At 65.4% G+C, this 26369-nt stretch carries 30 protein-coding genes; 18 read left to right on the top strand and 12 right to left on the bottom strand.

Translation table 11 applies throughout. The features are described from left to right. Window positions 1–27: 27 nt before the first annotated feature. Together FJ492_RS20235 and FJ492_RS20230 are read left to right on the top strand one after the other, a co-directional pair. Window positions 28–168 carry a hypothetical protein gene (locus FJ492_RS20235; protein ID WP_084636462.1) on the top strand — a complete coding sequence of 47 codons (141 nt, stop codon included), beginning with the start codon at window positions 28–30 and terminating at the stop codon, window positions 166–168. Between the two features lie 257 nt (window positions 169–425). Next, window positions 426–614 (top strand): DUF4166 domain-containing protein, encoded by a 189-nt coding sequence (locus FJ492_RS20230; RefSeq protein ID WP_246673849.1) that lies wholly within the window; start codon window positions 426–428, stop codon window positions 612–614. On the opposite strand, the gene FJ492_RS20225 is transcribed toward FJ492_RS20230, so the two are convergent. From FJ492_RS20225 to FJ492_RS20215, 3 genes are all read right to left on the bottom strand, one after another. Then, window positions 527–910 carry a DUF1850 domain-containing protein gene (locus tag FJ492_RS20225; RefSeq protein WP_140771829.1) on the bottom strand — a complete coding sequence of 128 codons (384 nt, stop codon included), beginning with the start codon at window positions 908–910 and terminating at the stop codon, window positions 527–529. The genes FJ492_RS20230 and FJ492_RS20225 overlap by 88 nt on opposite strands. 76 nt (window positions 911–986) lie before the next feature. Beyond that, the gene (locus tag FJ492_RS20220) at window positions 987–3107 is read right to left on the bottom strand and encodes a TRAP transporter permease (protein WP_140771827.1); all 2121 of its coding nucleotides are present in this window, start codon (window positions 3105–3107) and stop codon (window positions 987–989) included. 65 nt (window positions 3108–3172) lie between these two features. Further along, window positions 3173–4132: a TAXI family TRAP transporter solute-binding subunit gene (locus tag FJ492_RS20215; RefSeq protein WP_140749894.1), complete on the bottom strand. Its 960-nt coding sequence runs from the start codon at window positions 4130–4132 to the stop codon at window positions 3173–3175. A 257-nt stretch (window positions 4133–4389) separates the two neighbouring features. Between FJ492_RS20215 and FJ492_RS20210 the strand changes: the two genes are divergently transcribed. Beyond that, the gene (locus FJ492_RS20210; RefSeq protein WP_027142565.1) at window positions 4390–4758 is read left to right on the top strand and encodes a YciI family protein; all 369 of its coding nucleotides are present in this window, start codon (window positions 4390–4392) and stop codon (window positions 4756–4758) included. 7 nt (window positions 4759–4765) lie between these two features. Then, window positions 4766–6010 (top strand): RNA polymerase sigma factor, encoded by a 1245-nt coding sequence (locus FJ492_RS20205; protein WP_140771824.1) that lies wholly within the window; start codon window positions 4766–4768, stop codon window positions 6008–6010. 36 nt (window positions 6011–6046) lie between these two features. Here the strand turns inward: FJ492_RS20205 and FJ492_RS20200 are convergent, their stop codons facing one another. The 6 genes from FJ492_RS20200 to hrcA form a co-directional block, all read right to left on the bottom strand. Beyond that, complete coding sequence (locus tag FJ492_RS20200) at window positions 6047–6673, bottom strand: glutathione S-transferase family protein (protein ID WP_140507036.1); 627 nt, start codon at window positions 6671–6673, stop codon at window positions 6047–6049. 132 nt (window positions 6674–6805) lie between these two features. Then, complete coding sequence (gene cysK, locus FJ492_RS20195) at window positions 6806–7786, bottom strand: cysteine synthase A (protein ID WP_140507035.1); 981 nt, start codon at window positions 7784–7786, stop codon at window positions 6806–6808. 177 nt (window positions 7787–7963) lie between these two features. After that, window positions 7964–8581, bottom strand: a complete 618-nt coding sequence (locus FJ492_RS20190) for a LysE family translocator (protein ID WP_140771822.1) — start codon at window positions 8579–8581, stop codon at window positions 7964–7966. A 129-nt stretch (window positions 8582–8710) separates the two neighbouring features. Next, on the bottom strand, window positions 8711–10057 hold the full coding sequence (locus tag FJ492_RS20185) for a sorbosone dehydrogenase family protein (RefSeq protein ID WP_181166709.1): 1347 nt from the start codon (window positions 10055–10057) through the stop codon (window positions 8711–8713). A gap of 83 nt (window positions 10058–10140) precedes the next feature. Beyond that, window positions 10141–10338 (bottom strand): hypothetical protein, encoded by a 198-nt coding sequence (locus FJ492_RS20180; protein WP_015314792.1) that lies wholly within the window; start codon window positions 10336–10338, stop codon window positions 10141–10143. 141 nt (window positions 10339–10479) lie between these two features. After that, on the bottom strand, window positions 10480–11562 hold the full coding sequence (gene hrcA / locus FJ492_RS20175) for a heat-inducible transcriptional repressor HrcA (protein WP_140771820.1): 1083 nt from the start codon (window positions 11560–11562) through the stop codon (window positions 10480–10482). A gap of 224 nt (window positions 11563–11786) precedes the next feature. Between hrcA and rph the strand changes: the two genes are divergently transcribed. The 5 genes from rph to FJ492_RS20145 all read left to right on the top strand — a co-directional run bounded on the left by rph (window position 11787) and on the right by FJ492_RS20145 (window position 15276). Then, on the top strand, window positions 11787–12503 hold the full coding sequence (gene rph / locus FJ492_RS20170) for a ribonuclease PH (RefSeq protein WP_027142558.1): 717 nt from the start codon (window positions 11787–11789) through the stop codon (window positions 12501–12503). Between the two features lie 182 nt (window positions 12504–12685). Then, window positions 12686–13096 (top strand): VOC family protein, encoded by a 411-nt coding sequence (locus tag FJ492_RS20160; RefSeq protein ID WP_140771816.1) that lies wholly within the window; start codon window positions 12686–12688, stop codon window positions 13094–13096. Beyond that, complete coding sequence (gene rdgB, locus FJ492_RS20155; protein ID WP_140771814.1) at window positions 13096–13773, top strand: RdgB/HAM1 family non-canonical purine NTP pyrophosphatase; 678 nt, start codon at window positions 13096–13098, stop codon at window positions 13771–13773. The genes FJ492_RS20160 and rdgB overlap by 1 nt, the downstream gene beginning before the upstream one ends. Beyond that, the gene (gene hemW / locus FJ492_RS20150; RefSeq protein ID WP_140771812.1) at window positions 13770–14948 is read left to right on the top strand and encodes a radical SAM family heme chaperone HemW; all 1179 of its coding nucleotides are present in this window, start codon (window positions 13770–13772) and stop codon (window positions 14946–14948) included. Before rdgB ends, hemW begins: the two co-directional genes overlap by 4 nt. A gap of 4 nt (window positions 14949–14952) precedes the next feature. Next, window positions 14953–15276, top strand: a complete 324-nt coding sequence (locus FJ492_RS20145) for a low molecular weight protein tyrosine phosphatase family protein (RefSeq protein WP_140771810.1) — start codon at window positions 14953–14955, stop codon at window positions 15274–15276. A gap of 59 nt (window positions 15277–15335) precedes the next feature. Here FJ492_RS20145 and FJ492_RS20140 read toward each other — a convergent pair whose 3' ends face one another. Together FJ492_RS20140 and FJ492_RS20135 are read right to left on the bottom strand one after the other, a co-directional pair. Further along, a complete protein-coding gene (locus FJ492_RS20140; RefSeq protein ID WP_027142553.1) occupies window positions 15336–15524 on the bottom strand; it encodes a hypothetical protein in 189 nt (62 codons plus the stop codon). Window positions 15525–15531: 7 nt separating this feature from the next. Further along, window positions 15532–15717: a hypothetical protein gene (locus FJ492_RS20135; RefSeq protein ID WP_027142552.1), complete on the bottom strand. Its 186-nt coding sequence runs from the start codon at window positions 15715–15717 to the stop codon at window positions 15532–15534. A gap of 168 nt (window positions 15718–15885) precedes the next feature. On the opposite strand from FJ492_RS20135, the gene rsmI reads away from it, so the two are divergent. Both rsmI and FJ492_RS20125 read left to right on the top strand, forming a co-directional pair. After that, window positions 15886–16782 (top strand): 16S rRNA (cytidine(1402)-2'-O)-methyltransferase, encoded by an 897-nt coding sequence (gene rsmI, locus FJ492_RS20130; protein ID WP_140771808.1) that lies wholly within the window; start codon window positions 15886–15888, stop codon window positions 16780–16782. Between the two features lie 84 nt (window positions 16783–16866). After that, a complete protein-coding gene (locus tag FJ492_RS20125) occupies window positions 16867–17244 on the top strand; it encodes a YraN family protein (RefSeq protein ID WP_140507018.1) in 378 nt (125 codons plus the stop codon). Window positions 17245–17303: 59 nt separating this feature from the next. Here the strand turns inward: FJ492_RS20125 and FJ492_RS20120 are convergent, their stop codons facing one another. Further along, on the bottom strand, window positions 17304–18110 hold the full coding sequence (locus FJ492_RS20120) for an undecaprenyl-diphosphate phosphatase (protein WP_027142549.1): 807 nt from the start codon (window positions 18108–18110) through the stop codon (window positions 17304–17306). Between the two features lie 321 nt (window positions 18111–18431). On the opposite strand from FJ492_RS20120, the gene FJ492_RS20115 reads away from it, so the two are divergent. The 7 genes from FJ492_RS20115 to dapB all read left to right on the top strand — a co-directional run bounded on the left by FJ492_RS20115 (window position 18432) and on the right by dapB (window position 26334). Next, window positions 18432–19124 (top strand): glutathione S-transferase family protein, encoded by a 693-nt coding sequence (locus tag FJ492_RS20115; protein WP_015314714.1) that lies wholly within the window; start codon window positions 18432–18434, stop codon window positions 19122–19124. Continuing rightward, window positions 19105–20259: a tRNA epoxyqueuosine(34) reductase QueG gene (gene queG / locus FJ492_RS20110; protein WP_140771806.1), complete on the top strand. Its 1155-nt coding sequence runs from the start codon at window positions 19105–19107 to the stop codon at window positions 20257–20259. Before FJ492_RS20115 ends, queG begins: the two co-directional genes overlap by 20 nt. Then, entirely contained in the window at window positions 20256–21170 is a 915-nt protein-coding gene (locus FJ492_RS20105; RefSeq protein ID WP_140771803.1) for an SDR family oxidoreductase, read from the top strand. Before queG ends, FJ492_RS20105 begins: the two co-directional genes overlap by 4 nt. Window positions 21171–21228: 58 nt before the next feature. Beyond that, a complete protein-coding gene (gene mepA, locus FJ492_RS20100; protein WP_140771801.1) occupies window positions 21229–22320 on the top strand; it encodes a penicillin-insensitive murein endopeptidase in 1092 nt (363 codons plus the stop codon). Window positions 22321–22507: 187 nt separating this feature from the next. Then, window positions 22508–23554, top strand: coding sequence for a glucokinase (locus FJ492_RS20095; protein ID WP_140507010.1), 1047 nt, complete (start codon window positions 22508–22510; stop codon window positions 23552–23554). A gap of 78 nt (window positions 23555–23632) precedes the next feature. Further along, complete coding sequence (locus tag FJ492_RS20090; protein ID WP_140771799.1) at window positions 23633–25492, top strand: ABC transporter ATP-binding protein; 1860 nt, start codon at window positions 23633–23635, stop codon at window positions 25490–25492. Next, window positions 25489–26334 (top strand): 4-hydroxy-tetrahydrodipicolinate reductase, encoded by an 846-nt coding sequence (gene dapB, locus FJ492_RS20085; RefSeq protein WP_140771789.1) that lies wholly within the window; start codon window positions 25489–25491, stop codon window positions 26332–26334. Before FJ492_RS20090 ends, dapB begins: the two co-directional genes overlap by 4 nt. The last annotated feature ends 35 nt before the right edge of the window (window positions 26335–26369 follow it).

Genomic DNA, 26369 nt, shown 5'->3' with positions numbered 1-26369 from the left:
CGAAAATCGGGCCAGGGACCAGGTAAAATGAACTTCCTCACGCACCTCATCGGCTATGTCGCCGCCATCCGCGAATTCGTCGCGCCGACCTATCGGCCCGAGCGCTATTACATGCGCGGCCCCGGTCCGGCCTGCGCCCGTCGCGGCACGTCGCTGGGTGCGCACTGACCATGACTTTCGAAAGCCGCCACAACAGCCGCATCTGCAGGCCGGGCATCGAGACCCGCGCCACCGCCTATCGCCCGACTTTCACCGACAGACGGCGGGTCCCGCACGCAAGCGCGCTCTAGCCTGTTCCCCCAAACCCTGAACCGCGCCCTGATCGGCCTTGCCTGGCTGGCGCGCATCGGCATGGTCCGCTCGCTGTCGCCGCTCGCCCCGCTGATGCACTGCGGCGCTGGAGCATTCTCGGCCTGCCATTGCCGATGTGGCTCTGCCCGCGCTCGACCTCCTTCGAGACCGTCGAGGACGGAAAATTCCGCTTCCATGTCGAGATTTCACACCCGCTCACCGGCCTGATCGTGCGCTATCGCGGCTGGCTGAAGCCGGTGGGTTCACAGGGCTCGAGCGAGATCGTGTCGCCCGCCGTCTTGCCAAGTTCCAGGCAGCCCTGAACCGTGCACAGCGTCCAGCCATCACCGGTCGCGCCGGAGGCGGCGAGCAGGATTCGACGCTGCGCGCCCATCTTGGGCGCATAGAGCCACCAGCCGTTTTTCAATATCGCACCTTCAGGCGGCTCCATGCCGGCCCCCGAGCCCTTGATGCGGGCTTCTATCACCTGCAGGCCGGACGGTGTCACCCTCCAGTCCTCCTCCCAGCGCGTCCGTTCCACCGAATGCGTCCAGGCCAGCGTGAAGGCGGCAACGCCAAGCGTCACCGTCTTGCCGGCGGCGAGGATGCACAGGCTCATGCGGTTCCTCGTTTGAGCAGGATCTCCTGCGAAAACCGGATCCCGTTTTTTGCGTTCGCTGACCTTCGGTTCGGGATCATGCCCTGGCCGGCGCCTGCCGGGCACGCCAGACATGCCAGCCGATCCAGGCCAGCGACAGCGCCCAGCCGGTCTCGTCGGTCAGCGGCACCGCCGCCACCAGCAGCACGCCGGCGGCGAAGGCGACGAGCCGTTCCCACCAGGCCATGCGCGTGGCAAGGAAGCCAACGGCGGCGGCGCCCCACAGCACGATGCCCATACACGCCTTGAGAACGATGTAGGCGACCTCGACGGGATAGCCGAACTGCGCGGCGATCGGCCCGGCGTCCTGCAGCATCAAAGCCGGCGTATAGACCGCCATGAACGGCACGACGAAGCCGGCAATGGCAAGCTTGGTCGCCTGGATGCCGATCTTGAGGCCGCTCTCCCTGGCCATCGGCGCTGCGGCGAAGGCGGCCAGCGCCACCGGTGGCGTCAGGTCGGCCATGATGCCGAAATAGAAGACGAACATGTGGCTGACGACCAGCGGCACGCCGAGCGACAGCAGCGCCGGCCCGGCCAGCGACGAGGTGATGATGTAGTTGGGGATGGTCGGGATGCCCATGCCCAGCACCAGGCAGGTCAACATGGTCAACACCAGGGACAGAAACAGATTGTTCTCGCCGATCGAGATGATCCAGCCGATAAAGGTGGAGGCCACGCCGGTCAGCGTCAGCGTACCGATGACGATGCCGACGATCGCGCAGGCGATGCCCACCGGCAGCGCGTTCTTTGCGCCTTCAGCAAGAGAGTCGATGCAGATTTGCAGCGTCTCGCGGCCGCCCTTGAAGGCAAGGCAGGCAATGACGAGGGCCGCGATGACAAGGCTAAGGATGTTGACGCCGAATTTCATGAAGGAGGCGGCGGCAAGCCCGAGCGCCAGCCAGAAGACGACGCGGAAGGCGAGCGGCCCGATCAGCGCCGCCAGCGGCGTACCGAGGATCAGCACGATGGTCAGCGCGAGGCCCATCGTGCCGGCGAAGACCGGCGTGTAGCCGGCGAACAACAGGTAGATCAGTGCCGCGAGCGGCAGCACCAGCGGCCAGTGTTGTCGCACCGCGTCCCACGGGTTTGGCAGGTCCGCCTTGGCCATGCCGCGCAGGCCTGCCTTGCCGGCCTCCAGATGCACCTGCCAGAAGCAGGCGCCGAAATAGAGCAGCGCCGGGATGATCGCCGCCTTGACCACGTCGGCATAGGGGATGTTCAGCGTCTCGGCCATGATGAAGGCGACCGCGCCCATCACCGGCGGCATGATCTGGCCACCCATCGAGGACGTCGCTTCGACGGCGCCGGCAAAGGCCGAGCGGAAGCCGAAGCGCTTCATCAGCGGGATGGTGAACTGGCCGCTCGCCACCACATTGGCGACGCCGGAGCCGGAAATGGTGCCCATCAGCGCCGAAGACAGCACGCAGACCTGCGCCGGGCCGCCGCGCCAGGTGCCGACCAGCCCGAGAGCGAAATCGTTGAACAGCGCGATCATGCCGGCGCGCTCGAGGAAGGCGGCGAAGACGACGAAGATAAAGATATAGGCGGCCGAAACGTAGATCGGCGTGCCGTAAATGCCTTCGGTGCCGTAGGCGAAGGTGTCGACGAGCTGGGCGAAATCATAGCCGCGATGAATGAAGGGCGGCGGCAGATGATTGCCGACGAAGCAATAGGCGAGAAAGATGAAGGCGATGACCGCCAGCGGCAGCCCCATCAGCCGCCTGGCCGCCTCGAACACCAGCACCACCAGCCCCGCGCCGACGATCAGGTCCGGCGTGGTCAGAAAGCCGGAGCGCCGGATGAGGTCGGTATAGAACACCCAGTTATAGAGGCCGGTGCCGAAGCCGAGCAGGCCGAGTGCCCAGAAGAAGGCTTTTGCCGGCAGGCTGGTGGCGCGCAAATTGGCGATCAGGGCGAAGCCGAGCAGCAGCAGGAAGCCGACATGCATGGCCCGCACCACCTGGCTCGGAAGGCTGCCATAGGCGGCGATGTAGATCTGGAAGGCGGAAAAGGCGACCGCGATGGCGAAGGCCGCCTTGCCGGCGATGCCGTCGCCGAAGCCCGGCGGCAACCCTTCGACCTGCTCTTCGCCCGGGGGGAGATGGGCGAGGGACGATTTGCCGTCGGCTATCGCTCCAGACGGTGTTTCGCTCATTGGATGCGCTCCCTAGCAGGCGAATTGCAGTGCCTCGCGAAGACATGTCGGATTGCCGCGATACCTTACTTCAACAGCCCCTTTTCCTTGTAATAGCGCTCGGCTCCCGGATGTAGCGGCACCGGCATGCCGTCGAGCGCCTTGGCCGGATCGATCGCCTTGGCGGCGGCGTGCGCGGCGGCAAGCTGGTCGAGATGCTCGAACAGCTGCTTGGTCATCTGGTAGGCGGTCTCATCCGAGACATCGGCACGGGTGATGAGGAAATTGCCGACGGCGGCCGTGGCGACATCCTCGCCCTGGCCTTCATAGGTGCCCTTGGGGATGACCACCGACAGATAGGGCGAGCCGATCCTGGCGACGTCTTCGGGGGGCACGGCAACGACATTGATCGGCACGGAGGTGGCGAGGTCGCGGATCGAGGCGACACCCAGCCCGGCCGATTGCAGCGTGGCATCGAGCTGGCGGTTCTTGATCAGCTCCACCGATTCGGCGAAGGGCAGGTATTCGACGCGGCCGAGGTCCTCATATTTCAGCCCGGCGGCGGCGAAGATGGCGCGCGCGTTGAGTTCGGTGCCGGAGGCCGGCGCACCGACCGACAGGCTCTTGCCCTTGAGGTCGGCGAGCGTCTTGATACCGGACTCCTGGCTGGCGACGATCTGGATATAGTTGGGATAGATGGCGGCGATGCCGCGCAGCTTATCAAGCTTGCCGGGGAAGCCGGCCTCGGCGTTGCCTTCGGCGGCCATCTTGACGGAATCGCCGAGCGCGAACGCGATCTCGCCCTTGCCTTGCTGCAGGAGGTTGAGGTTCTCGACCGACGCCTTGGTCGCCTGCACCTGCGTGCGGGCACCCTCGATGCCCTTGCCGTAGATTTCCGACAGCGCTACGCCGAGCGGATAGTAAACGCCCGAAGTGCCGCCGGTCAGCACATTGATGAATTCCTGCGCCTTGGCCGACGCCGCACCAAGGACAAGTGAAAGCGCCATCGCGCCGGCAGCAACGAATTTCGTTCTGAAATTCAACATCTGGTTTCCTCCCTGAAATAGTGGCCGCATCACCTCCCTGATGCGAAGAGAGGCGAGTTTAGACAGCGAAAGGGAAATGCCAACCCGCAATTCCACGCGTTAGACGAATGGTTGAGAGGTCGCCAAACACATACCCGCTTGCGCAAGGCGCGGTCGGAGCCGAAAGTTTTTTCCGCAACCTGTCGAAATCGGTCGCCGACGCGCGACATACGTTCGGCCCGCAACGAAGCGGCCTTCCAAACCACGGGAGAAGACCCATGCGATACATGCTTTTGATCAACAACGATGAAGCCGCGCTGGCGAACACGCCGGTCGAGAAAGCCCAGCAGATGAGCGCGGCCTACGCCGCCTATACCGAAGCGTTGAAGAAGTCCGGTGCGTGGCTGGCCGGCGAAAGGCTGCGCCCGACCCAGGCGACGACCTCGGTGCGGATCGCCGATGGCAAAACCAACGTTATTGACGGTCCCTATGCCGACACCAAGGAGCAGCTTGCCGGCTTCTACATGATCGAGGCGGCCGATATCGATACCGCCATCGACTGGGCGGCGCGCTGTCCGGCGGCCAGCACCGGCACGGTCGAGTTGCGGCCGATCTGGGAAATGGCCGACTATATGCCCAAGAAATGACGGCGTGATGGACAGTCGCCCGGATATCGCCCGGGCGGCCGCCGAGGCCGCCGCCCGGGAAAGCTATGGCAAGCTGGTCGCCTGGCTCGCCGCGCGCACGCGCGACGTCGCCGCCGCGGAGGATGCGCTGGCCGACGCCTTCGCGGCGGCGCTCGAACGCTGGCCGCGCACCGGCGTGCCGGAAAAGCCGGAAGCCTGGTTGCTCGCCGTAGCCAGGCGGCGGCGTGTCGATGCGGTGCGGCGGCGGCTGACCAGCGAAGCCGGCCGTGACCATCTCAAGCTGATTGCAGAGGAGGCGGAGGCGCGCATGACCGATGAGGACCTGCCCGACGAACGATTGCGGCTGATGTTCGCCTGCGCCCATCCGGCGATCGAAGCCGGCGTGCGGGCGCCGCTGATCCTGCAGACCATCCTCGGCTTCGATGCCGCGACGATCGCTTCCGCTTTCCTGCTCTCGCCGTCAACGATGGGCCAGCGCCTGGTGCGCGCCAAGAGCCGCATCCGCGAGACCGGCATCCCGTTCCGCGTACCGGAGCGAGCCGAACTCGGCGAAAGGCTGGACGCGGTGCTGGAGGCAATCTACGCCGCTTTCGCCGAGGGCTGGTCCGACCCGGCCGGTACCGAGACGCGGCGCCGAAACCTCGCCACCGAAGGGATCTGGCTCGGCCGGCTGATGGCCTCGCTGCTGCCGGACGAGCCGGAAGCGCTGGGCCTGCTGGCTCTGATGCTGTTCGCCGAGGCGCGCCGCGCGGCGCGGCGCGACCCGGCCGGAGAGTATGTGCCGCTCGCCGAGCAGGATCATGCATTGTGGGATCATGCCCTGGTCGACGAGGCGGAAGCCCTGCTCGGCCGCGCCGCCACCATGGGCACGATCGGCCGCTATCAGCTCGAGGCGGCGGTACAGTCGGCGCATGCCGCGCGACGGCTGAGTGGCCGCACCGACTGGGAGGCGATCCGCGGGCTCTACGAAGCGCTGTTTTCCATCGTCGGGTCGCCGGTCGTGGCGATCAATCGCGCAGTGGCGATCGCCGAGACCGAGGGCGCGGTGGCGGGGTTGGCGGCTCTTTACGTGCTGGGCGACGACAAGCGGCTCAATGACTACCAACCCTACTGGGCCGCGCGTGCCGGCCTGCTGGCCAGGCTCGGCCAGGGACCGCAGGCGGTCGAAGCCTATGATCGGGCGATCGGCCTCGAGCGCGATCCGGCTGTGCGCCGCTTCCTGCAGGAAAAACGCACCGCGCTCGTGCAGTGAGATCCCGGAGCGCGGGTGACTTGTCGGTCCGTCCGTTCAGGCCGGCCACATCTCGTGCGATGTGTTGAGCGTCTTCATAAGCGGATGCTCCCGCAATCGCGCCCAGAGGCGCTCGATACCGGGCCAGGCCGCCCGCGCCATGTCGATGTCGGGATGCCAGGCCACCAGCATGACGAGATAGATGTCGGCCACCGACATCTTGTCGCCGGCGAGCCAGTCACGGCCGCGCAAGGCGGCATCGACGACGGCAAAACCGCGATCCATCTCGGCGACCGCCGCCTGTTTCACCGCCTTCGTACCTTCGGCATCCGCCGTGTAGCGATGGGCATAGTAGAACCGCAGGATCGCCGGATAGAGGGCCGATGACATGAACGCCATCCAGCGCAGGAACTCGGCGCGCGCCGGTTCATCGGCCGCCGGCGCCAGACCGGCCCGCGGGTGGCGCTCGGCGAGCAGGATGCAGATCGCCGCCGATTCGGTGATCGAGCGTCCGTCCGGCAAGATCAGCACCGGCACCTGGTTCAACGGGCTGATGGCGAGGAAGGCCGGATCGGGCGCCTCGGTCTTCGGCACGTCGATCTGTTCGAAATGCACATCGATCAGCGCCAGCGCCGCCTCGACGACGAAGCCGCCGCTGCCGGGACGTGTATAAAGCTTGTACATGGAATCCTCCCCGGCCAGTCGTGCGCGGGCCGGGGGTGATATGAACCGGAAGCAGGGGTCGGCTCAAGCTGCGCGCAGGCGGCCACGAGGAGTTTTTCAGCGGGCCAGGCGCTCGCGGGAAGAATGCGAGGGTTAAGCCCCCAGGCCCTCGAACAGGATCGTCGACAAATACCGCTCGGCGAAGTCGGGGATGACCACCACCAGCGTCTTGCCCTTGTTTTCGGGCCGCGAGCCGACGACGATTGCCGCCTGCAGGGCCGCGCCCGACGAGATGCCGACCGGCACGCCCTCGAGGCGGGCAATCAGGCGCGCATTGGCGACCGAATCCTCGTTGGAGACCTTGACGATCTCGTCATAGACCGTGGTATCGAGGATCTTGGGCGCGAAGCCGGCGCCGATGCCCTGGATCTTGTGCGGGCCGGGCTGGCCGCCCGACAGCACCGGCGAGGCATCCGGCTCGACGGCGACGACATGCAGCACGGGCTTACGCTTCTTCAAGACCTGGCCGACGCCGGTGATCGTCCCGCCGGTGCCGATGCCGGCGACGAAGATGTCGATCTCGCCTTGGGTATCGTTCCAGATTTCCTCCGCTGTCGTCTTGCGGTGGATTTCCGGATTGGCCGGGTTTTCGAACTGCTGTGGAATGATGGCGTTGGGGATCGTCGCGGCCAGTTCGTCGGCCTTGGCGATGGCGCCCTTCATGCCTTTCGGCCCCTCGGTCAGCACCAGCTCGGCGCCGAGCAGCGCCAGCATCTTGCGGCGTTCGACCGACATCGTCTCCGGCATGGTCAGGATCAGCTTGTAGCCCTTGGCGGCGGCGGCGAAGGCAAGCGCAATGCCGGTATTGCCGGATGTCGGTTCGATCAACGTGGTCTTGCCGGGCGTAATCTTGCCGGCCGCCTCCAGCGCCTCGATCATCGACACGCCGATACGGTCCTTGACCGAGGCGATCGGATTGAAGAATTCGAGCTTGGCGACCAGATTGGCGACGATGCCCTTCTCCTTGGCGAACTTGTCGAGCCGTACCAGGGGCGTATCGCCGATCGTGTCGGTGATGGAATCGTAGATGCGGCCGCGGCCGGGCACGCGGGCTGAAGTGACGGGCTTGTTCATTGGTTTCGCTCCCTGGATTTCAGGCAATTGGCAGTAGCCGACAGAATAGGGCTTTCAGCCGCGCAAGATAGGCTGCGGCTGGAAAATATCCGAGTGGGCCCTGTGCTGAAAGCGCCTGGACCCCGGAAAAGCATTCCTCGAAACAGCCGGGCCAGGGAATGGTTTGGTCGAAACGACCTACTGGCGAGCAGCGATCGCCGCCGCCGCGCCAACCATGAAGGCGCCGGCGGTGCGGTTCAGCACCTTGAGCGCGCGCGGCGACTTCAGGAACCAGCGCGCCTTGGCCGCCAGCGCCAGGTAAGGCACCAGCACGACGAACAGGACGACGAGCGTCAGCGCGACGAGAATGCCGTAATCGGCAAGCGCGATGGTCTTCAGGTCGACGATGGTCGGCGTGATGGCGAGATAGAAGATCATCGTCTTTGGATTGCCGAGCGTCACGGTGAGGCCGGCGATGAAGCTCGACAGCAAGCCGCCCTTGCCCTTCCTGGCTTCGATGGTTTCGGGCGTTATGCCGGCGGTCCAGAAGCGCCAGCCGAGGAAAGCGAGATAGGCGACGCCGGCCCATTTGATCGCCAGGAAAACCATGCCGAACTCCTGCGCGACGAAGGCCAGGCCCAGCACCACGGCGGTCAAATAAGTGAGATCGCCAAGCATCAGGCCGAAGGACATGGCGAGCGACGAGCGAAAGCCCGAGCCCAGCGCACGTGCGACGAGCGCCGTGACGCCGGGGCCCGGGATGGCGGCGGCGACGCCAAGCGCGGCGCTGTAGGCAAGAAATCCGGTGAGGGTCATGGATTCGGTCTCGGATGAGGGCGCTTCATCGCATATATCTGAATGGAATTGAATTTACTGAGGACTGGATTCGATTGCACCAGCTCCCTGTGAGACCTGGTGAGGGGGCCGGCGCTGCCAATAGACGGATCAGGACCGGCCGTCACTATAGGTCACGCGCCAGATTGTGCCGTTGCCGTCTTCGGTGACGATCAGCGCCCCGTCCTTGGCCACCGCGACGCCAACCGGCCGGCCCCAGACCTCGCCGTTGGAGACGACAAAGCCGGTCATGAAGTCCTCATATTCACCGGTCGGCTTGCCGTCCTTGAACTTGAGCCGCACCACCTTGTAGCCGGTCCTGTTGCCGCGGTTCCAGGAGCCATGCAGGGCCACGAAGGCGTCGCCTTGGTACTCGGCCGGAAAGCTTTTGCCATCGTAGAAAGCGATGTTGAGCGGCGCCGAATGCGCCTGCATCAGCACGTCGGGAATATCAGTCTTGCCGGCGAGGTCGGGACGCTCGCCCTTGTGGCGCGGGTCCTCATTGTTGCCGATGTAATACCACGGCCAGCCATAGAAGGCACCTTCCCTGACCGTCGTCGCGTATTCCGCCGGCGTATTGTCGCCAAGTGCGTCGCGCTCGTTGACGACGCACCACAGCGCGCCGGTCGCCGGCTGCACGGCCATGCCCGAACAATTGCGCAGCCCGGTGGCGACGATGCGCCCATTCCTGCCGTCGGGGTCGAAAGCCTGCACCTCGGCCCGGCCCGCCTCGGAACCCCAGCTGGCGCCGAGCGGCTTCGACTTGACCCAGGCGTCGAGCCCGCCTCTGGGTCTTTTGCCCATGTCCTCCGCGATATTCGAGCCGGAGCCGACGGAGAGGTAAAGTGTCTTGCCGTCGGGGGAAAAGGCGATGTCGCGGGTCCAGTGGTGGCTCGAGGGGATGTCGTCGACAATGGTTTGCGGTTCGCCCGAGGCCTTCAGATCGCCATTGCGGTAGGCAAAGCGCACGATGCTGTCGCTGTTGGCGACATAGACCCATTGCGGGTCATTGCCGGGTGGATGGAAGGCGATGCCATAGGGCTGGTTGAGGCCGCCGGCGAAGATGCTTTTCTCCGCGGCTTTCGCGCTTCCGTTCGTCAGCCGATAGACACGGACCTGGTTGGCTTCGCTGTCGGCGACGAACAGGTCGCCGTTCGGCGCGACACGCACGACACGCGGATTGTCGATGCCGGACGCAACGAGTTCCGCCGAAAAGCCGGGCGGCAGTTGTGGCTTGGCGCCTTGCGGCCTCTCCGTGAGGCCGGCGCCGTTCGAGGCGGATTTGGTGACATAGGGTCTCGGCAGGTCTTCCGGCTTGATCAACCGGCGCACGCCGGGCTTATCCGCGCGCCAGTCGCCGAAGGCCGCCGGGCCTTTGAGCACGGGCCGGTCGGCCTGCTGGGCGAGAGCCGCGGTCGTGAGAAACAGTGCCGACATCGCCAGTCCGGCCAATCGCATCACTTCCTCCACCCGGTCGTGAAGGAAATTAACGATCGGCTTGTCGGTGGGTTCCGTCACGCACGGTGAGCAAACTTCCGGGATCAGGTCCCGGCAGCGTAGAAATCGTCGTCCAGGCGCTTTTCCAGTTCCACGAGATCGGCCGGCAACGGCAGGCCCATGGCGCGCATTTCCCGCAGTTTTTCGCGCAGCTGTTCCTGAATTTCGTGCTGGTCCTCCGGCTGGTTGACCATTTCTTCGAGCAGCAGGCTGATCTGGGCCTTGAATGATTCCAGCGCCATTCTTTTTCTCCTTTGCAGCCGGTCCTTCGGTGTCGCACCAAAGGTATGTCGAGATTCGGGTCAGGCCGAGTCGAAAACGGCGGCACCGGAAGCGCAGGTATCAGCCGTTTGCAGGCCGGCTTCACCCGAATATCAGTACACCTAGCGCAGCATGCGCGATATCAGCTGCGCCGTATAATCCACCATCGGCACGATGCGGGCATAGTTGAGCCGGGTCGGGCCGATGACGCCGAGCGCGCCGACGACGCGGGCGTCCTTATCGCGATAGGGCGCCACCACCAGCGACGAGCCCGATAGCGAGAACAGCTTGTTTTCCGAACCGATGAAGATGCGCACGCCCGATCCCTCTTCGGCAAGGTCGAGCAGCTGGATCAAACCATCCTGCGTCTCCATGTCCTCGAACAGATGCCGCAGCAATTCGATGTCGGCCTGGGCGGTGACGTTTTCCAGCAGATTGGCGCGGCCGCGCACGATGAGCCGGGCTGGCAGGCCGCTTTCGGCGCCCGCCCATACAGCCAGCCCCTTCTCGACGAGGTCCTGCGACAGCGTGTCGAGCGCCGCCCTCGTCTCTTCCTTGATGCGGGCGATCTCGGTGCGCGCCTCGGCCAGCGTGCGGCCACGGATATGCGCGTTGAGGAAATTCGAGGCCTCGTGCAGTTGCGAGACGGTGATGCCGGCGGGCAGCTCGACGACGCGGTTCTCGACGTCGCCATTCTGCGACACCAGCACGGCAAGCGCCTTGGTCGGCTCCAGCTGGATGAATTCGATATGCTTGAGCGCCACCTCGTTCTTGGCGGCCAGCACCAGGCCGGCGCCGCGCGACATGCCCGACAGCATCTGGCTGGCCTCTGTCAGCATATGCTCCAGCGTCGCGCCCGAGCCGGAGGCCCGCACCTGCGCCTCGATTGTACGGCGCTCCTCGTCGGAGAGGTCGCCAAGCTCCATGAAGGCATCGACGAAGAAACGCAGGCCAGCCTGCGTCGGCAGACGGCCGGCCGAAATATGCGGCGCGTAGATCAGCCCGAGATGTTCGAGGTCGCTCATCACGTTGCGGATGGTAGCCGGCGACAGCGAGGACGGCAGGATGCGCGACAAGCTGCGCGAGCCCACGGGCTCGCCGTCCCTCAGGTAGGAATCGACGATGCGCCGGAAGATGTCGCGCGAGCGCATGTCGAGCGATTGAAGCGCCGGCGACTGCGACGCGGGATCGACTGGCTTGGTCATTTGGCCAAAAACCTCCGGTTCAAGGATATAGACTTCGGTGGGGCGCGCGCAACCGGTGTCTGTGTCGGATCACCCGGGCTGTCTGTGTCGGATCACCTCGGTGTCTGTGCCAGATCACCCCGGGTGTCTGTGTCAGATCGCCGGTCCGTTTTCCTTTGCGCGCTGCCCCCCTTGCGTCTAAAAGCCGGCCACGATTTCAAGAAACTGACAAGAAAGCAGGCCGAATGCGCCCCTCCAAACGCCAATTCGACGAAATGCGCGCCATCTCCTTCGAGCGCGGCGTCTCCAAACACGCCGAAGGCTCCTGCCTGGTGAAGTTCGGCGACACGCACGTCCTGTGCACCGCGAGCCTCGAGGAAAAGGTGCCGGGCTGGATGCGCAATTCCGGCAAGGGCTGGGTCACGGCGGAATACGGCATGCTGCCGCGCTCGACCGGCGAGCGCATGCGCCGCGAGGCCTCCGCCGGCAAGCAGGGCGGCCGCACGCTGGAGATCCAGCGCCTGATCGGCCGCTCCTTGCGCGCCGTGGTCGACCTGCAGGCGCTGGGTGAACAGCAGATCACCGTCGACTGCGATGTCATCCAGGCCGACGGCGGCACCCGCACCGCTTCGATCACCGGCGGCTGGGTGGCGCTCTATGATTGCCTGCGCTGGATGGAAGCCCGGCAGATGGCCAGCGTTTCGAAAGTGCTGAAAGACCATGTCGCGGCGATTTCCTGCGGCATCCATGACGGCCAGCCGGTCATCGACCTCGACTATGTCGAGGATTCCTCGGCCGGCACCGACGCCAATTTCGTCATGACCGGCAAGGGCGGCATCGTCGAGATTCAGGGCACCGCCGAGGGCGAACCTTTCTCCGAAGACCAGTTCGCGACGCTTATGGGCCTGGCCAAGAAGGGCATTTCCCGACTGGTCAGCCTGCAGCAGATGGCGGTCGCGTAGGGTTTAATGCCGAGCTTGAACGCCCCCCTCTGGCCTGCCGGCCATCTCCCCCTCGAGGAGGGAGATCGGATACCGTCTCGGCCTTCGCTGGCTTTCAGCGTTGCTGGGTGTGCGACAACATCGAAATTGCCAATCTCCCCCCTTGAGGCGGAGATGCCCGGCAGGGCAGAGGGGGGTGCCTCGTGACTCCCTCCGCCATCCTGGAATCGGCCCTCTACGTCACCGACCTTGACGCCGCTGAGCACTTCTACACCGACGTCCTCGGCCTCATCCTCCTCGGCAAGGTCGACGGCCGCCACCTTTTCTTCCGCTGCGGCCCAGGCGTCCTGCTCGTCTTCAACGCCGAAGCGACCAAAATTCCGCCCGCACCGGACGCGAAGCTGAAAGTGCCGCCGCACGGCGCGGTCGGCGAGGGTCATCTGTGCTTTGCCGCCAGCGCCGCTGAAATCGACGGCTGGAGAACACATCTCCAAGCGAAGAAAATCGCCATCGAAAGCGAATTCGAATGGCCGCAAGGTGGCCGTTCGATCTATATACGCGACCCCTCGGGCAATTCGATCGAGTTCGCCGAGCCAAGAATCTGGGGCCTTTGATGCATTCACCAAACCTCCATACACTCGATGGCAAGAAGATCGTCGTTGCCAGCCACAACGCCGGCAAGCTGCGCGAATTCGCCGATCTGATGGGTCCATTCGGCTTCGAGGCGAAGTCGGCCAAGGAGTATGGCCTGCCCGAACCGGACGAAACCGGCACCACCTTCGAGGAAAACGCCTACATCAAGGCCTTCGCCGCCGCGAAGGCGACCGGCCTGCCGGCGCTGTCGGACGATTCCGGCCTCTGCGTCGACGCGCTCGACGGCGCGCCCGGCGTCTATACCGCCAACTGGGCCGAGACGCCGGAGGGATCGCGCGATTTCGCCATGGCCATGCAGCGCACCGAAGTCGCGTTGCAGGAAGTCGGCGCGGCCACGCCCGAGCGGCGCACGGGCCGCTTCGTCGCCGTCATCTGCCTCGCCTTTCCCGACGGCGAGGCCGAATATTATCGCGGCGAGGCCGAGGGCACGCTGGTCTGGCCGCCGCGCGGCGAGCTCGGCTTCGGCTACGATCCGGTGTTCTTGCCCAATGGCTTCGACAAAACCTTCGGCGAGATGAGTGCCGAGGAAAAGCACGGCTGGAAGCCAGGCCAGGCGACGGCGCTGTCGCACCGCGCCCGCGCCTTCCAGAAATTCGCCCAAGCTCGGCTTGATTCGGTCAGGCTTGGCTCCGTATGATCGGACCCGCAACCACCATGGCGCTCGACCGCAGTCCCGGCTTCGGCGTCTACGTGCATTGGCCATTCTGCGCGGCCAAGTGCCCCTATTGCGACTTCAACAGCCATGTCCGCCACCAGCCGGTCGACCAGGAGCGCTTTGCCGCCGCGTTCGAGGCCGAGTTGGCGACGATGCGCCAGCGCACCGGGCCGCGCGACGTGACCAGCATTTTTCTCGGCGGCGGCACGCCGTCGCTGATGAAGCCGGAAACGGTGGCCAGGGTTCTGGACGCGGTGGCCAGGAACTGGACGGTGCCCGATGGCATCGAGGTGACGCTCGAGGCCAACCCGTCCTCGGTCGAGGCGGAGCGTTTCCGTGGCTACCGGGCGGCGGGGGTCAACCGCGTCTCGCTCGGCGTGCAGGCGCTGAACGACAAGGATTTGCGCTTTCTCGGCAGGCTGCACAATGTCGAGGAAGCCTTGCACGCCATCGGGCTCGCGCGCGAAATCTTTCCGCGCCTGTCCTTCGACCTGATCTATGCGCGCCCCGGGCAGACGCCACAGGATTGGCAGGCGGAACTCGAACAGGCGATCGGCCATGCCGCCGACCATCTGTCGCTTTACCAGCTGACCATCGAGGAAGGCACGCCCTTCCATGCGCTGCACGCGGCAAAGAAATTCGTCATTCCCGACAACGATCACGCCGCCGATCTCTACGCGTTGACGCAGGAAATCACATCGGCGCACGGTCTGCCGGCCTACGAGATTTCCAACCACGCCAGGCCGGGCGCCGAGAGCCGGCACAATCTGACCTATTGGCGCTACGGCGAATATGTCGGCGTCGGTCCAGGCGCGCATGGCCGCTTCGTCGAGAACGGCCATCGGGTGGTGACGATTGCCGAGAGAATGCCGGAGACCTGGGCCAATCTGGTCGAAGCCAAGGGCCATGGCATCACCGGCGGCGAACTCCTGACGCGCTCCGAAGAGGCCGACGAGTTTCTTTTGATGGGGCTCAGGCTCGCCGAAGGCATTGACCTCTCCCGCTACGAGGCGTTTTCCGGACGCGGCCTATCGAGCGCGCGGCTGTCGGTGCTGCAGGGTGAGGGGCTGGTGGCGCCGATCGGCAATGCGCGGCTGCGCGCCACGCCGGCCGGCATGATCGTGCTCGACGCCGTGGTGGCGGACCTGGCGCGCTAAACCCTTGAAAAACGTCCTCTTCATCTGCAGCCAGAACCGCTTGCGCAGCCCTACCGCCGAGCAGGTGTTTTCCACGCGGCGCGACATGGAAGTCGCCTCGGCCGGCACCAATCATGATGCCGACACTCCGCTGACGCACGAACTTGTCGCCTGGGCCGACATCATCTTTGTCATGGAGAAAATCCACCGGACGAAACTGCAGAAGAAATTCAAGGCCAGCCTGAAGGCGGCCAAGGTGATCTGCCTCGACATCCCGGACGACTACGAATTTATGGACCCGGAGCTGATGGCGCTTCTGAAGGCGCGCGTTTCACGATATCTGGACTGAGCGCCTGACCGGCGTTCGCCCCTCCGCCTTCGGCGGCCGCCTTGCCAATCTGAGCCAGATCAGGCGTCGTGTTTGTGGCGGTGCTTTCCGCGCTCCTTCTCTGCATGCGTCTCGCCGCTCCGGACCGGCTTAGCGCCGTCTTTGTCGCGGCGGCCACGGTGCTGGTCGCCTATCGGAGATTGCGGTACGCCGTTGCGGGCGGTTTTCGTTTCAAGACGGGTGATGAAGATATCGAAGCGATTGGGCATCGTCCGGTCAGTGCTCCGTCGTGCTGTCGGGTTTGTTGTCGGAAAGCCTGACGTCTGTTGGCAAGGCACTCGCGGCCTGCTTGGTCAGGCTGGTGTCGTTCCGGGCTGGCAGCCGTTTGTCCTGGCGTGCGGCACTCCGGCTGCGGCCGGCATAGTAAGGCTCGAAAGCGTCCTGTATCGTCAGGCTGTCCATCCTGTCCTCCCTTGGGAATCAGGGGCTAAATCTGCCAAACCCGGTTTCGTTCCCTACTGTGGCGAAGGAATGGCGATTGCCTTACACCGGTGCGAGTTTTGCAAGCCGGCGCCAGCCATGCCAAACAAGATTTGGCGGGCCAGACAGGCCTGAACGGAGACGGCATTGGTGACTGGCGAGACAGGCAAGCGCAGCTATGTGGTCGGGCAGGCCGAGATCGCGGCTCGTCCGCTCGATCCGGCGCTCTATCTGGTGGCGACGCCGATCGGCAACCTCGCCGACATCACGCTGCGCGCGCTGGAGACGCTGGCCGCCGCCGACATCGTCGCCTGCGAGGATACGCGTGTGTCGCGCGTGCTGCTCGACCGCTACGGCATTCGCCGCCGCACCACCGCCTATCACGAACACAATGCCGGCGAGGCCGGGCCGAAGCTGATCGCGGCACTCGAAGCCGGCCAGAGCGTGGCGCTGATTTCGGATGCCGGCACGCCGCTGGTCTCCGATCCCGGCTACAGGCTGGTCGGAGAAGCGCTCGACCAGGGCATTCGCGTCGTGCCGATCCCCGGCCCGTCGGCGCCGCTTGCCGCGCTGACGGCGTCGGGCCTGCCGTCCGACGCCTTCCTGTTCGCCGGCTTTTTGCCGGTCAAGGTTGGCCAGCGGCTGTCACGGCTGGAGGCACTGAAGGCGGTGCCGGCGACCTTGATCTTCTTCGAGTCACCGCGCCGGCTGGCTGAGTCGCTCGGCGCCATGGTCGAGGCGCTGGGCGGCGAACGCAAAGCTGCGATCGGCCGGGAATTGACCAAGACGTACGAGGAAATGCGCACCGGCACGCTGCAAGCGCTGGCCGACCATTATGCGGCGGCCGATACGCCGAAGGGCGAGATCGTCGTCTGTATCGGCCCGGCCGGGGCCAAGGCCGACGAACCCGAAGACATCGATCGTCTGCTTTTGTCGCTCGCTGCCGAAATGCCGGCCTCCAAGGCGGCGGCGGAAGCCGCTAAAATGACCGGCGGCCAGAAGCAGGCGCTCTATCGGCGGCTGCTCGAGCTCAAGGACAGACCATGATCCCGAAAAGTGGAAGCCGGTTTTCTCGGACAAACGGTTTCGTTTGTCCAGAGATCATGGTCGAGCAAAGTTCCGGAGCCGGCAGTGGCTGAGCGCCCGAGCGCCAGCCGCCAAAAAGCCTACCGGCGCGGCCATCGCGGCGAATGGCTGGCGGCTGTCGCGTTGATGCTGAAAGGCTACCGCATCCTGGCGCGCCGCCACCGCACGCGCTTTGGCGAGATCGACCTGATCGCGCGGCGCGGCGACCTGGTGCTGTTCGTCGAGGTCAAGGCGCGCCGCACGCTGATCGAAGCCATGGAAGCGATCGGTCACGAATCGGAGCGTCGCATCGAGGGTGCGGCCGACATCTGGCTGTCGCGCCAGCCGGACTATGGCAGGCTGTCGATGCGCTTCGACATGGTCGCCGTGCTGCCCTGGCGCTGGCCCGTGCATGTCCCGAATGCGTTTTATGGGAGGAGTTGAGGCGGGGCATTCCTTGCTCCGCCCGTGGATGACGAAGGCGCGGAGGTGCGGATCGCTCCTCACCCCCAGATCATCAACGTCACCAGCCCGACAACACCCACCACCAGCCGCCACCAGCCGAACAGCGAGTAGCCGTTGCGCGAGACGTAATCGAGCAGGAAGCGCACCACGAACAACGCCGTGACGAAGGCGGCGACGAAGCCGATGGCGATGATCGGCAGGTCGGCCGAGGTCAGCACGTTGCGGTTCTTGAACAGGTCGAAGGCGAACGCGCCGACCATGGTCGGAATGGCGAGGAAGAAGGAAAATTCCGCCGCCGCCCGCTTGTCGACACCCAGGAGCAGCGCGCCGACGATGGTCGAGCCGGAGCGCGACGTGCCGGGGATCAGCGACAGGCACTGGAAAAGCCCGATCTGCAGGTAAAGCCTGGTCGGGAACCGCTCGACGTCGCGGTAGACCGGCTTGAGGTTCATGCGGTCGACGACCAGCAGCACCACGCCGCCGATGATCAGCATGATGCAGATCAGCCGGGGCGATTCGAACAGCACCGTCTTGATGAAGTCGTGCGCCAGCGCGCCGATGACCGCGGCCGGCAGGAAGGCGATGAGGATGCCGATGACGAAATGCCGCGTCAGCCGGTCATGCGGCAGGTCGAGCAGCATCTGCCACAGGCGCCGGAAATAGACGCTGAGGATCGCCAGGATGGCGCCGAGCTGGATCAGGATCTCGAAGGCCTTGCCGGTCGACTGGAAGCCGAGGAAATGGCCGGCGAGCAGGATATGGCCGGTCGAAGACACCGGTATGAATTCGGTCAACCCTTCCAGCAGGCCAAGCAGCAGGGCTTCGACGATGGTCTGGCTTTCCATTTCTACCTCGGCGTTGGCGTGACGGCTAACAGAATGGCTTGCTTGTCATGGCGCCGAAGTCCCCCTATAGGTCGCAACACCCCTGACGGCCCGCTAACCGGGCGGCCAAGACTTACCGGTGCGCCCTGCGATTCGCCAGTGTGGCAATCCGGAATTCGCCACACCCGGGACGAGCGCGATGCGCGAATTCCGGATTCTGAGCCACACTGTCAACTTTGAGTTCTAATGTGGTTTGGATTTGAAGTTCCTGAACGCGGATGCCATTGAGGGGCAGGAACTTCAAATCCAAACCACATTAGTGCGCTTTATCATCGCGGAACCATGCTGACGCTTTTCCACCATCCCATGTTCGCAACCTGCCGCTTCGTCCGCCTCGCCTTTGGCGAGTATGGCGAGGAGCTGGCGCTGATCGAGGAAAAGCCGTGGACGCGGCGCAAGGAATTTTTGGCGCTGAATCCGGCCGGCACGCTGCCGATCCTGCTGGCCGAGGGCGACGTGCCGATCATCGGTGCGACGGTGATCTCGGAATATCTCGACGAGACGCGCGGTGTGCTCAAGCGCGACAAGCGGCTGTTCGCCGAGGACCCGATGCAGCGCGCTGAAATCCGCAGGCTGATCGACTGGTATCTCAACAAGGCCGAAAGCGAAGTGACGCGCCATCTGGTGCGCGAGCGCGTGCTGAAGCCGGTGATGCCGGAAACGGCGGGCGGCGGCTCGCCCGATTCGGGCGCCATCCGCGCCGCGCGCGCCAACATCCGCCAGCACATGAAATACACCAACTGGCTGGCCGGCACCCGTCACTGGCTGGCCGGCGGCAGGGTCACCTATGCCGATCTGGCGGCCGCCGCGACGCTGTCGGTGCTCGACTATCTCGGCGAGATCGACTGGCGCGAACACCCCGCCGCGCGCGAATGGTACACGCGGGTGAAATCGCGGCCTTCGTTCCGGCCGCTCCTGACCGACCGCGTGCGCGGCCTGTCGCCGGTATCGCACTATGCGGATCTCGACTTCTGATCCGGCAAAACTGCGTGCGCTGATCGACGCGGAGGCGCGGCGCGCCGGCTTCGACGCCGTCGCAGTCACCACTCCCGATGCCATCCCGCTGGCGCCAGCGCGCCTGGCCGAATTCGTCGCCGACGGCTTTCACGGCTCCATGGACTGGATCGCCGAGACGATTGCGCGCCGCAGCGAGCCTTCCACGCTGTGGCCCGGCGTGCGCTCGATCATCGTGCTGGCGATGAATTATGGGCCTGACCATGATCCGCGCGACGTGCTGGCCCGGCGCGACCGCGGCGCGATCTCGGTCTACGCGAAAAACCGCGACTATCACGAGGTGATGAAAGGTCGGCTGAAGGAAATCGCCGGCAAGACCGTCGCGCGGGCGGGCGGCGACGTCAAAGTATTCGTCGACACCGCACCTGTCATGGAAAAGCCGCTGGCGGAAGCAGCGGGCCTGGGCTGGCAAGGCAAGCACACCAATCTGGTCAGCCGCGAGCACGGCTCCTGGCTGTTCCTCGGCACCATCTTCACCACGGCCGAACTGGTGCCGGATAGCGCCGAGATCGACCATTGCGGCTCCTGCCGCGCCTGCCTCGACGCCTGCCCGACCGACGCGTTTCCGGCGCCTTATCGGCTCGATGCGCGGCGCTGCATCTCCTATCTCACCATCGAGAACAAGGGGCCGATACCGCATGAATTCCGCGAGGCGATCGGCAACCGCATCTATGGCTGCGACGACTGCCTCGCGGCTTGCCCATGGAACAAGTTCGCAAGCGCGGCTTCGGAGGCCAAGCTCGCCGCGCGCGACGATTTGCGCGAGCCTGAACTTGCCGACCTTTTGGCCCTCGACGATGCTGCCTTCCGCAGCTTCTTCTCCGGTTCGCCGATCAAACGCATCGGTCGCGACCGCTTTGTCCGCAACGTGCTGATCGCCGCCGGCAATTCCGGCGAGGCCGCGCTTGCCGATAGCGTCCGGGACCTGCTCGGCGACGCCTCGCCGCTGGTGCGGGGCGCGGCAATATGGGCGCTGGCGCGGCTGGTGCCAGAAACCGAATATGCCGAACGGGCCGCGAACGGCCTGAAGAGCGAGGGCGATGGCGCCGTCCGCGAGGAATGGCGCCTGGCACGGCCAAACAGGACGCATGCATGAACGAAAAGCGGATCTTCATCTTCGGCGCCGGCTATTCGGGCAAGGCCTTTGGCCGCGCCAACAGGGGAGCCGCCCCGATCTTCGGCACGACACGCTCCGAGGAAAAATTCGAAGCGCTGCGCCAAGCCGGCATCGGCCCGCTGCTGTTCGATGGCGCGCTAACCGGCGAAATCGGCGAAGCGCTCGAGAAAACCACCAATCTGGTGATTTCCGTCGCTCCGGAGGAAGCCGGCGATCCCGTGCTGAATGCCGCCCGCGAGGCGATCGCAGGGATGCCTGACCTGAAATGGATCGGCTATCTCTCGACCGTCGGGGTCTATGGCGATCTTGGCGGTGCCTGGGTCGATGAAACGGCCGCGTGCCGGCCGGTTTCGAAGCGCTCGACGATGCGGGTCGAGGCCGAGCAGGACTGGTTGAAGCTTGGCGAGGACATCGACCGGCCGGTGGCGATCCTGCGGCTGTCGGGCATCTACGGTCCGGGCCGCAACGCGCTGGTCAATCTGGAAAACGGCACGGCCAGGCGGCTGGTCAAGCCGGACCAGGTCTTCAACCGCATCCATTGCGACGACATATCGGGCGCGCTCTGGCATCTGATCGGCGGCAATACCGGCGGCATCTTCAACGTCACCGACGATGAGCCGGCGCCGCCGCAGGATGTCGTTGCCTATGCCGCTTCGCTGATGGGTATCGCGCCGCCGCCCGAAATTCCGTTCGAGACCGCCCAACTTTCGCCCATGGCGCGGTCCTTCTATGGCGAGAACAAGCGGGTCGCCAATGCGGCGATCAAGGCGGCGGGCTATCGGTTTCGCTTTCCGGACTATCGCGCCGCCTTCGACCATATGTGGGCAAGCGGCGACTGGCGCGACGGCGCGCCGCGCAGTCCGATGAAGGCCGCGAAGGGGTTAGGATGATCGAAGCGCGGCGCTTGGCGTGGTATGATTCGGCGTTGGAGGCACGGGGGTGCGGTTCATGAAATCATCGACGCGATCGCCTGGCGCCAGAAATTCGGTATTGGCGGCGGCGCTGGCCCTGGCAGGTCTCGCCGCGCAGCCCGCAGCGGCCGAGGAACGGGCAAAAGACCTGTTCGGCGCCGAGAAACTGCCGACGGCTACCGCGGCGCAATCCTTCGGCTTCTATTCCAAGGGCTGCTTTTCCGGCGGCGTCGCCATCCCCATGGATGGTCCGACCTGGCAGGTAATGCGGCCATCGCGCAACCGCCGCTGGGGCCATCCGGCGCTGATCGCGCTGATCGAGAGATTGTCGCGCGATGCGGTCGCCGACGGTTGGCCCGGCCTGCTGATCGGCGACATCGCGCAGCCGCGCGGCGGCCCGATGCTGACCGGCCATGCCTCGCACCAGATCGGGCTCGACGCCGACATCTGGCTGACGCCGATGCCCGACCGCACGATGAGCAGGGCGCAGCGCGAGACCATGAGCGCCACGCTGATGGTCGACGAGAAGACGCATCTGGTGAAGGATGCCCTGTGGACGCCGCGGCATACGGCGTTGCTAAAGCGGGCCGCGAGCTATCCGCAGGTCGAGCGCATCCTGGTCAATCCGGGCATCAAGAAGAAGCTCTGCGACACCGTCAAGGGCGACCGCTCCTGGCTGCGCAAGATCAGGCCGTTCTGGGGCCACGACTATCATTTCCACATGCGCATCGGCTGTCAGCCGGGCTCGCCCAATTGCAAGGCGCAGGAAGCGACGCCGGATGATGACGGTTGCGGCAAGCCGCTGGCCTGGTGGTTCACGCAGGAGCCGTGGCGGCCCAATAAGAACCCGGATGCGCCGAAGGCCCGCGACCTGATGACGATGGCCAACCTGCCCAAGGAATGCCGCGCGGTGCTCGACGCGCCGGGGCCTGCCTCGGCCGAGGCCGCGACCTATCACGGCGACACGGTGCCGATAGCGGTGGCGGCGCCCGCGCCCGCACCCGAAACGCCATCGCCGCCCGCCGTCACTGCCAGCAGCACGGCAGGCCTGCCAAGCGCGTTGAACGCCTTCACGGCGACACCCGAGGTCGGCGTGCCGGTGCCGCGTCCACGCCCGCCCGCGAAGTGATTGTCGGGCGCCGTCGGCAAGCTCAATCGGTTTAGCTGCCTGCTTTCATGAAACAGTGGCCGTTTGGCCGCAGAACCTCTCCCTGCGCATCGCCGGGTCCGAAAACCGTTTCCCTTTTCAAACTCATGCGCTAGTCAACGGAAGAACGGCGAAACGCCATCGAGGGCGCCGGGGGACGGACAAGAGCATGCCAGGCACAGGCGATGACGAGACTTTGCTGCGGTTTCCGATCCTGATCGGCGATATCGGCGGCACCAATGCGCGCTTTTCGATCGTGCTCGACGCCAATTCCGAGGCCGGCGAGCCGACCATCGTCCAGACCGCCAATTACAGCACCATCGACGAGGCGATCCAGTCGGCCGTGCTCGATCGCTCCTCGGTCCGGCCCAATTCGGCTGTGCTGGCGGTGGCCGGTCCGGTCGATGGCGACGAGATCGAACTCACCAACTGCCCGTGGATCGTCAAGCCCCGGCAGATGTTCGCCAGCCTCGGCCTGAGCGACATCGTCGTGCTCAACGACTTCGAGGCGCAGGCGCTGGCCGTCGTCGCACTCGGCGAAGAGCAGATGGAAAAGATCGGCGGCAGCACGCCGGAGCCCAATGCCGGCCGCGTCGTGCTGGGACCGGGAACCGGGCTCGGCGTCGCCGGGCTGGTCCACGCGCTTCATCACTGGATACCGGTGCCCGGCGAAGGCGGCCATATGGACATCGGGCCGCGTTCGGCCCGCGATTTCGAGGTGTTCCCGCACATCGAGAAGCTCGACGGCCGCATTTCGGGCGAGCAGATCCTGTCCGGGCGAGGCCTCGTCAATGTCTACCGGGCGGTGGCCAGGGCCGACGGCAAGCCGTCGCCCTTCACCACGCCGGCCGAGGTCACCGCTGCGGCGCTGGCCAAGACCGATCCTGTGGCGCAGGAAGCGCTGGAGACCTTTGTCACCTGCCTGGGCCGCACCGCCGGCGACCTTGCCTTGGTGTTCATGAGCCGGGGCGGGGTTTTCCTCACCGGCGGCATCGCGCAAAAGATCGTGCCGGCGCTGAAGGAGGGCAATTTCCGCGCCGCTTTCGAGGACAAGGCGCCGCACAGCGCGCTGATGCGCACCATGCCGGTCTATGTCATCACCCATCCGCTGGCGGCGCTCCTAGGCCTTGCCGCCTATGCCAGGAACCCCTCGCTGTTCGGTGTCCAGACATCGGGCCGGCGCTGGCGCGACGAAGTTAGTCACCCCAAGGCATAGGCAAGCCGGCTGCTTGGCGTTAATAGGGGTGCCGAATTGCCCGGCCACGGGAAGCGGAAACCGACAAAGCCCTCTGATTTGACACTTCAAACTCCAAACAAGCTGAAAGCCCGGCCCGGCGAGGTCACAGCGGTGCTGCGCCGCATTCTCGCTGAGAACAGCCATGACTATCGCTGGACCTATGTGATGGTCATCACCTGCTCGCTGATCGTTTCGGGCACGACCGCCTTCACGGCCTGGATCATGGCCCCGATGGTCAACCAGATATTCTACGAACGGCGTGGCGATGCGATCGTCTGGATCTGCGCCGGCTTCATGGCGGCCTTCCTGCTGCGCGGCTTCGCCGGCTATGGCCAGGCGGTGGCGCTGGCCAAGATCGGCAACAATCTGGTGGCGCGCTACCAGAAGCGCATCTTCGATCACCTGATGAAGCTCGGCGTCGGCTTCTTCAACGACACACGCTCCGGCCGGCTGGCGGCGCAGGTCAACGAAAACGTCGGCGGCATCCGCGACCTGCTGTCGTTGACGCTGACCTCGATTACCCGCGACGCGGTGACGCTGATCGGGCTTCTCGGCGTCATGGTCTACCAGGATCCGGTCCTGTCGCTCAGTTCGCTGCTGATCGGGCCACCGCTGATCTGGGCCGTCGTCTACCTCACCCGTCGCGTGCGGCGCATAACCCGGGAATCCGTACTCATCAATTCGCGGCTGATCGGCGCGGTTCAGGAAGCCACGCAAGGCATCGCCATCGTCAAGGCCTTCACCATGGAGGACGAACTGTCGGGCCGCATCGGCAAGCTCGCCAACGACGCCGAACAGCGCTCCAACAAGATTGCCCGCGTCTCCGAACGGCTGTCGCCGATCTCCGATATGCTGGCTGGTCTCGCCGTCACCTCCGTCATCGCCTATTCCGGTTACCGGGCGCTGGTTCTGGGCCAGCCGCCGGGCGCGGTCTTCTCGTTCATCACCGCGCTGATCCTGGCCTATGATCCGGCGCGGCGCCTGGCGCGCATGCAGGTCGGCATGGAACGGGCGCTGGTCAACGCGCGCATGATCTACGAACTGCTCGACCTCGAGCCCAAGCAGGGCGATGCGCCTGGCGCCACACAGGCATATTTCACCACCGGCGAAGTGCGCTTCAACAACGTCTCCTTCCGCTATGTCGAGGAGGCGCCTGTCCTTCAGGGTCTGAGCTTCGTCGCCGCCGCCGGCAAGATGACCGCCGTCATCGGTGCATCCGGCGCCGGCAAGACGACGCTGGTGGCGCTGCTGCAGCGCTTCTATGACGTCGAGAGCGGCACGATCGAGATCGACGGCCAGGACATTTCCAAGATCACCAAACAGTCGCTGCGCGGCTCGATCGCCTATGTCTCGCAGGCGCCCTATCTGTTCGAAGGCACCATCCGCGACAACATCCGCTACGGCCGCCCCTCGGCGACCGACGCCGAGATCGAACAGGCCGCGCGACTGGCCGCGGCCGACGAGTTCATCCGCCAGCAGCCGCAAGGCTATGACACGCCGGTCGGCGAGAATGGCGCCACGCTCTCCGGCGGCCAGCGCCAGCGTGTGTCGATCGCCCGCGCCATCGTGCGCCAGGCACCGATCCTGCTGCTCGACGAGGCGACATCGGCGCTCGACAACGAGGCCGAAGCCCGGGTCCAGCAGGCGCTCACCAAGGTCATGGAAGGGCGCACCACCATCGTCATCGCGCACCGCCTGTCGACCGTGGTCAATGCCGACCACATCATCGTGCTGGAACAGGGCCATCTGGTCGAAGAGGGTACGCACGCCTCGCTGATGGCCGACCCGCACAGCGTCTATGCCCGTTTCCACCGGATACAGGGCGTCAAGGGCCTGGGGCTTGTCGACGACAGCGCGCCGGCCGAAATTTTGGTTCAGGAATTAGAGACCGGGAACATCGCCGGGAGCACGGCATGAGCGAAACATCGGCAATATCAGGCGAGACGGCCAGCGATATGGGACTTGTGGTGGTCGGCGCGGCCGGCCGCATGGGCCAGACGCTGATCCGCGCCATCCACGCCATTCCGGGCGCCCGCGTCATCGGCGCGGTCGAGCGCGCGGATTCGCCTCATCTGGGCAAGGATGCGGGCGAACTGGCAGGCGTCGGCCGCATCGATGTGCCGATCGGCGGCGATCCGCTGCCGGTGTTCGCCAGGGCCGATGGCGTGCTCGATTTCACCACCCCGGCCTCGACGGTCGAGTTCGCCGGTTACGCGGCGCAGGCGCGCATTGTCCACGTCATCGGCACGACCGGCTGTTCGGCTGACGACAATGCGAAAATCGCTGCCGCCGCGCGCCACGCGACCATCGTCAAGTCGGGCAATATGAGCCTCGGCGTCAACCTGCTGGCGGTGCTGGTCGAGCAGGCGGCGCGCGCGCTCGATGCCGATGATTTCGACATCGAGATCCTCGAAATGCACCACAGGCACAAGGTCGACGCGCCTTCGGGCACCGCGCTTCTGCTCGGCGAGGCCGCCGCCGCCGGGCGCGGCATTGCACTGGCCGGCAACGACGTGCGTTCACGCGACGGCCATACGGGTGTGCGACAAACCGGCTCGATCGGTTTCGCCGCGCTGCGCGGCGGCTCGGTGGTCGGCGACCACAGCGTGATCCTGGCCGGCACCGGCGAGCGCATCACGCTGTCCCACCATGCTGAGGATCGCGCCATCTTCGCCCGCGGCGCCGTCAAGGCCGCACTTTGGGCGCGCGGCAGGAAGCCGGGCCTTTACTCAATGCGGGACGTGCTCGGGCTTGCCTGAAACGACCCTGAACCATCTTCGTTCTTACGCAAGTC

This window comes from Mesorhizobium sp. B2-5-4 (assembly GCF_006441095.1).
GTDB classification, from domain to species: domain Bacteria; phylum Pseudomonadota; class Alphaproteobacteria; order Rhizobiales; family Rhizobiaceae; genus Mesorhizobium; species Mesorhizobium salmacidum.
The sequence above is the reverse complement of the archived record's forward strand: the minus strand, read 5'-3'. Positions and strand labels throughout refer to the sequence as shown.